Source organism: Cyanobacterium sp. T60_A2020_053, from assembly GCA_015272165.1.
In the GTDB taxonomy this organism is placed as follows: domain Bacteria; phylum Cyanobacteriota; class Cyanobacteriia; order Cyanobacteriales; family Cyanobacteriaceae; genus Cyanobacterium.
Window position 1 is genome coordinate 1 of record JACYMF010000006.1, and the last position, 5,784, is coordinate 5,784.

General features: G+C 39.2%; 4 protein-coding genes. All 4 read left to right on the forward strand.

Going from position 1 to position 5,784, the window contains the following annotated elements; translation table 11 throughout:
- Positions 1 to 146: 146 nt before the first annotated feature.
- The 4 genes from IGQ45_00380 (at position 147) to IGQ45_00395 (ending at position 5,707) form a co-directional block, all read left to right on the forward strand.
- Complete coding sequence (locus IGQ45_00380; protein ID MBF2055683.1) at positions 147 to 1,061, forward strand: D-alanyl-D-alanine carboxypeptidase; 915 nt, start codon at positions 147 to 149, stop codon at positions 1,059 to 1,061.
- Positions 1,062 to 1,188: 127 nt separating this feature from the next.
- The gene (locus IGQ45_00385) at positions 1,189 to 3,321 is read left to right on the forward strand and encodes a glycine--tRNA ligase subunit beta (GenBank protein ID MBF2055684.1); all 2,133 of its coding nucleotides are present in this window, start codon (positions 1,189 to 1,191) and stop codon (positions 3,319 to 3,321) included.
- A 218-nt stretch (positions 3,322 to 3,539) separates the two neighbouring features.
- Positions 3,540 to 4,472 carry an acetyl-CoA carboxylase, carboxyltransferase subunit beta gene (accD, locus tag IGQ45_00390; GenBank protein ID MBF2055685.1) on the forward strand — a complete coding sequence of 311 codons (933 nt, stop codon included), beginning with the start codon at positions 3,540 to 3,542 and terminating at the stop codon, positions 4,470 to 4,472.
- Between the two features lie 95 nt (positions 4,473 to 4,567).
- Positions 4,568 to 5,707 (forward strand): family 10 glycosylhydrolase, encoded by a 1,140-nt coding sequence (locus tag IGQ45_00395; GenBank protein MBF2055686.1) that lies wholly within the window; start codon positions 4,568 to 4,570, stop codon positions 5,705 to 5,707.
- The last annotated feature ends 77 nt before the right edge of the window (positions 5,708 to 5,784 follow it).

A 5,784-nucleotide genomic window follows, 5' to 3' on the forward strand; every position in this document is an offset into this window, starting at 1 on the left:
AAATCAAGAAGGGGGGAAATAAATAAGGGTGTCGCTATCCTTCCCCAATCCGCTTTGCTGAGATTGGGGACTGTCGCAACGAACGTTCAAAAATCAGTTTTGTAATTTGCTGTTAAGATACTTAAGGAAATCTTAAATTTAGCAGTATGGTCAAATTAAAAAGTATGTTGGGCTGGTTATCGGTGATAACCATAAGTTCCACCAGCGCCCTCCAAGCGCAAACAATAATCCCCGTAGATAACTTAGATAGTAGTAGTCAAACTATCGAAATTCCAGTTAATCCAGCGCCCGTCAATCCAGCAACGGATCAAATTCCTGCCATGTGTGGTGGAGACATAGGGGCGCGAATGCAAGGGGTGATTAATCGTTATCCTTCGGGTTGGGGAATTTTAGTACAACATTTAGAGACGGGAGAAACTATTTACCATTACAATGCAGATCGAGGATTTATCCCTGCTTCTAATGCTAAGATATTGACTACCGCCGCAGCCTTGCAACAACTTCCTCCCAATACTACTGTTAGCGGAAACAAATCTCTCACGGAATGGGTTAGGACAACTAATCTCAATAGCAATAATTGGTATGCTAATACCCTCTTAAATAAAATTGGTGGACCGGCGCGCGCCAAAGAAATTCTCAGTCAGTTAGGGATTAATCCTAATAGTTTTAACCTTGTGGATGGCTCAGGATTATCTCGTAACAATCGTGCCACTCCTCGAGCTATTGTTGATACTCTGAGGGTGATGTATAGTAGCCCCCAGCGAGATTTATTTTTTGCATCCCTGCCCACTGCCGGGATGACAGGCACTCTCCGTAATCGCATGAAACAAACTCCCGTAAAAGGTATTGTACACGCCAAAACAGGTACTTTACGGGGGGTGAGGGCGCTGTCGGGTTATCTCGAACGGGGAGAAAACAGTACATTAGTATTTAGTATTATTACCAATCATCCCAGTAGCACAGGCACTCATTTAGTCAAAGCCATTGATGAAATGGTGGTAAATCTTAACACTATTTCCCCGTGCGCCCCAGTTGCAGAAATAGATAATTTTTCGTTCTAGTGTCAGTTTAAGGAAAGGGAGATGGGGAGAAAGGGAAGAAGGGGGAGAAAGGGAGAAAGGGAAGAAAATATCACATATAAACGGTAAAATACCAATTATCCATTGTCAATTATCCATTATTTATAGTATGCCCAATTTTTTATTAGAAATAGGTACAGAAGAACTACCAGCTAGTTTTGTTGACAGCGCCCTCCACCAATGGCAAAAAAAAATCACGCAACAACTGGAAACGGAGTTTTTAAGCCCAGAAAAAATTAATATTTATGGCACACCGCGCCGTTTAGCTGTGTTAATCGAAGATATGCCTAGCAAACAACCCGATAGAGAAGAAGAAATAAAAGGTCCTCCTTTAACTGCGTGTTATAAAGATAATCAACCCACAAAAGCGTTAATGGGTTTTACCCAAAAACAAGGGGTAAGCCTCGATGATGTGGAAGTTAGGGCAACGGATAAAGGAGATTTTATTTTTGTTAATAAAAAAATTACAGGCTTAAATACTACAGAAATATTACAAAACTTAGTACCACAGTGGATAACAGGTTTAGAAGGTAGAAGGTTTATGCGTTGGGGAGAAGGAGAATTACGTTTTCCCCGCCCTATCCGTCATGTTGTCGCCCTTTGGGATAATGATATTTTACCCATAGAATTACCTCTCGGTGATAGCACTTTACACTCGGCGCGCACCACCACAGGGCATCGCATTTTACACCCTAACACCGTAACGGTGGAGGGCGCTGGTGATTATGTTAACGCCATGCAACAAGCCTTTATTGAAGTAGATATAGAAGCAAGAAAAGCGAAAATTAAACAGCAAATCGAAACCCTCGCTCAAACCGTAGGGGGAAAAGCGGATATTTACCCTGACTTACTGGCTGAAGTTACCAACCTAGTAGAATATCCCACCGCTGTTTTAGGTAGTTTTGAAGCAGAATTTTTACAACTTCCCCCCGAAGTAATCACCACCGTTATGGTGACGCATCAGCGCTACTTTCCCATCAAAGACGAAAATGGGCAATTATTGCCCTACTTTATCACCATCAGTAACGGTGATCCTCAAAAATCTGCTATCATTGCCACAGGTAACGCTAAAGTAATTCGCGCGCGCCTTGCCGATGCTCAATTTTTCTATCAAGCTGATTGTGACGAACATTTAGAAACTTATCTTCCTCAATTAGAAACCGTCACTTTCCAAGAAGACTTAGGCACGATGCACGATAAAGTTAACCGCATTCTCGCCATCAGTCAACAAATAGGCGAACAGTTGAACTTAGATGAAAGCCAAAAAGCGGAAATTGAAAGCACTGCGTCTCTTTGTAAAGCCGATTTAGTCACTCAGATGGTTTATGAATTTCCCGAATTACAAGGAGTAATGGGGGAAAAATACGCTTTAGTAAGTGGCGAATCAGCCACTGTTGCCAAAGGTATTTTTGAGCATTATTTACCCCGTAATGCTGATGATATTATGCCTCACACCCTTAATGGTCAAGTGGTGGGTATTAGTGATCGTCTTGATACCATTGTTAGTATCATTGGTTTAGGGATGATTCCCACAGGCTCAAGTGATCCTTTTGCCCTGAGAAGGTCAGCAAATGGTATCATTAACATTACATGGCATGGTAATTTAGCTATTAATTTACATCAATTAATCACTCAAGCCTGTGATGATTTTTTAGCAGGACATAGCCAAAAATCTCCTTTACAAATTATTACTGATTTCTTTTTACAACGCATTCATACTTTATTACAAGATGAGCTAAAAATTGATTATGATTTAGTTAATGCTGTGTTAGGAGAAAATGATTCAGAATATGCAGAAAGAGCTTTAAATAACCTCTTAGATGTACGCAATCGAGCCTTATTTTTACAAGAAATTAGAAATAATGGTATTCTCACTAATATTTATGAAATAGTAAACCGTTCAACAAAACTAGCTAAAAAAGGTAATTTAGATACTCAAGAATTAGACCCATTAAAAGTAATTAATAAAAATTTATTTGAGTCTAAATCAGAAGTAGAGTTATATGAAGCTATACAAAAATTACGCCCCATTACCGAAAAGGCAAAAACTAACAGCGACTATGAGTTATTAACGTCAGCTTTAGTGGAAATAGCGCCCTCCGTCAGCAACTTTTTTGATGGGAAAGATAGTGTTTTAGTAATGGCTGAAGATGAAAATGTGCGGGAAAATCGCCTAAATTTATTAGGTTTATTGCGTAATCATAGTCGTGTAATAGCAGATTTTGGCGCTATTGTCAAATAATATTTACTTATAAAAAAAAAAATTTAGTATATTTTTATAGATCAGATTTTCAGATAGTAGGCAAAATTAATGGTAGTCCAAACTATCTGTAAAATTGCCTTTCCCCTTTTTGTATGATAAAGCATTGTCAAAAATAGGAGCAGTGAGGGAGAAATATCAACAAAGCTCGAAACTGATTTACAATAGACAGTTAGCAAAAATTAATTATTTATGTTTAAATGTCATTATTCGATTGGTTTGATAATCTCAGAAAATCAGAGCCAGAAATTAAACCACAGCAAGAACGAGAAATCGCCGATGGTTTATGGACGAAATGCCCTAGTTGTGGGGTTTTAGCTTACACTAAAGATTTACAAAGTAATAATATGGTCTGCCTTGATTGTGGTCATCACATGATGGTTAACAGTCATGAACGTATCGAACAGTTAGTCGATGCTAACACATGGGAAGCTCTTAATCATCATTTACAACCCACTGACCCTCTTGGTTTTGTGGATCGAAAACCCTATAAAGATCGTCTGAAAGACTTGCAACAAAAGGTTAATCTCACGGATGCGGTGCAAACGGGAAAGGGTTTAATTGATGGTTTACCTTTTACGTTGGGAGTGATGGATTTTCGCTTCATGGGTGGTAGTATGGGTTCTGTCGTGGGTGAAAGACTGACTCGTTTAATTGAATATGCCACTGGTAATGGTTTACCTGTGGTGATTATTTGTGCGTCGGGGGGCGCCCGTATGCAAGAGGGAATGTTAAGTTTGATGCAGATGGCGAAAATTTCCGGCGCCCTCCACCGTCATCAAGAGGCTAAATTATTATATATTCCTGTGTTGACTCATCCCACTACGGGAGGGGTAACTGCTAGTTTTGCTATGTTAGGGGATTTGATTTTAGCGGAGCCGGGCGCTACCATTGGTTTTGCTGGAAGAAGAGTAATTGAGCAAACTTTACGGGAAAAATTACCTGACGATTTTCAAACCTCAGAATATCTTTTAAAACATGGTTTTGTGGATGCTATTGTATCTCGTACCCAGTTGAAAAAAACTCTTGCTAATTTAATTAGTCATCATCAACCGTTTTATCCTGTCAAAAATACTTTAGCACACATCCCAGCGCCCGAAACCTTATTAACAGTTGATCGTCAAGCTATTTAATTGACAATGGAATGAATGAAGAATGTAGAATGTAGAAGTAATTATTTTCTAAATTCTAAATTCTAAATTTTGACTCCCCTATTCAAAATCTATCTATGCTTAAATCAGTGGTTGCTTTTTTGATTTCTCTCCTGTTTACCCTTATATTGCCATTAGGAGGAAATGCTCAAAATCACCATCAAGAGGAGATTAAAGGAGTATGGCTGACAAATATTGATAGTGAAGTGTTATTCAGCGCCCGTCACACTACCGAAACTATCAATACTTTAACCGATTTTGGTTTTAATCGCCTTTATCCCACCGTATGGAATGGCGGTTATACTCTTTATCCTAGTCAAGTCTTACAGAAAGTTACAGGGATAAATATTGATCCTGAAGAAAGATTAACAAATCGAGATGTATTAGAGGAAATAGTGCAACAGGCGAAGGGCAAAGAAATTAAAGTAATTCCTTGGTTTGAATTTGGTTTTATGGCGCCCTCCGAGAGTATTTTAAGCACAAAATACCCTCATTGGTTAACCAATCGCCTTGACGGGGACAAAATTTGGCTAGAAGGGGGAGTTATACCGCGCACTTGGCTAAATCCTTTACATCCAGAAGTACAAGAATTTATTACTGATTTAGTCTTGGAAATTGTCACTAATCATGACGTTGATGGCATTCAATTTGATGATCATTTCGGCTATCCTTCAGACTTCGGTTATGATCCTTATACCGTTTCCTTGTATCGTCAAGAACATAACGGGATGTTGCCACCGCCTAATCATCTTAATAAAGAGTGGGGGCGCTGGCGCGCTGATAAAATTACCGCTTTTTTTGCATCTTTACAACAAAAAGTTAAAAATGTCAACCCTAATTTAATTATTTCTGTCTCTCCTAATCCTCAAGAATTTTCCCTCGAACAATATTTACTTGATTGGGCAAAATGGGATCAACTTAACCTCATTGATGAGTTAATTGTGCAACTTTATCGAGATAACATGATTGCTTTTCAGCGAGAAATGGCACAACCAGACTTACAAAAAGCCAAAAATCACATTCCTACCGCCATCGGTATTTTAAGCGGTTTAAAAGGGCGCCCGATGCCCTTAGACATGATTAAGCAACAGGTGGAGGGCGCTGTCAAAAATGGTTATAGTGGCGTTGCCTTTTTCTTTTACGAAAGTTTATGGAATTTTGGACCTGAATCAATCCCAGAAAGACAAGAGTATTTTAGTAGTATATTTAGACATTGACACTCCCACCACTAAACCCTACGGGTTATAGTGGGGGATTCTTGGTTCACCGACTCGCCGTTAGACGACAGCCCATA

Excerpts from the sequence above, each read along its gene's own strand:
- accD (MBF2055685.1), top strand. The coding sequence starts at position 3,540 with ATGTCATTATTCGATTGGTTTGATAATCTCAGAAAATCAGAGCCAGAA.
- IGQ45_00380 (MBF2055683.1), top strand. The coding sequence starts at position 147 with ATGGTCAAATTAAAAAGTATGTTGGGCTGGTTATCGGTGATAACCATA.
- IGQ45_00385 (MBF2055684.1), top strand. The coding sequence starts at position 1,189 with ATGCCCAATTTTTTATTAGAAATAGGTACAGAAGAACTACCAGCTAGT.
- IGQ45_00395 (MBF2055686.1), top strand. The coding sequence starts at position 4,568 with ATGCTTAAATCAGTGGTTGCTTTTTTGATTTCTCTCCTGTTTACCCTT.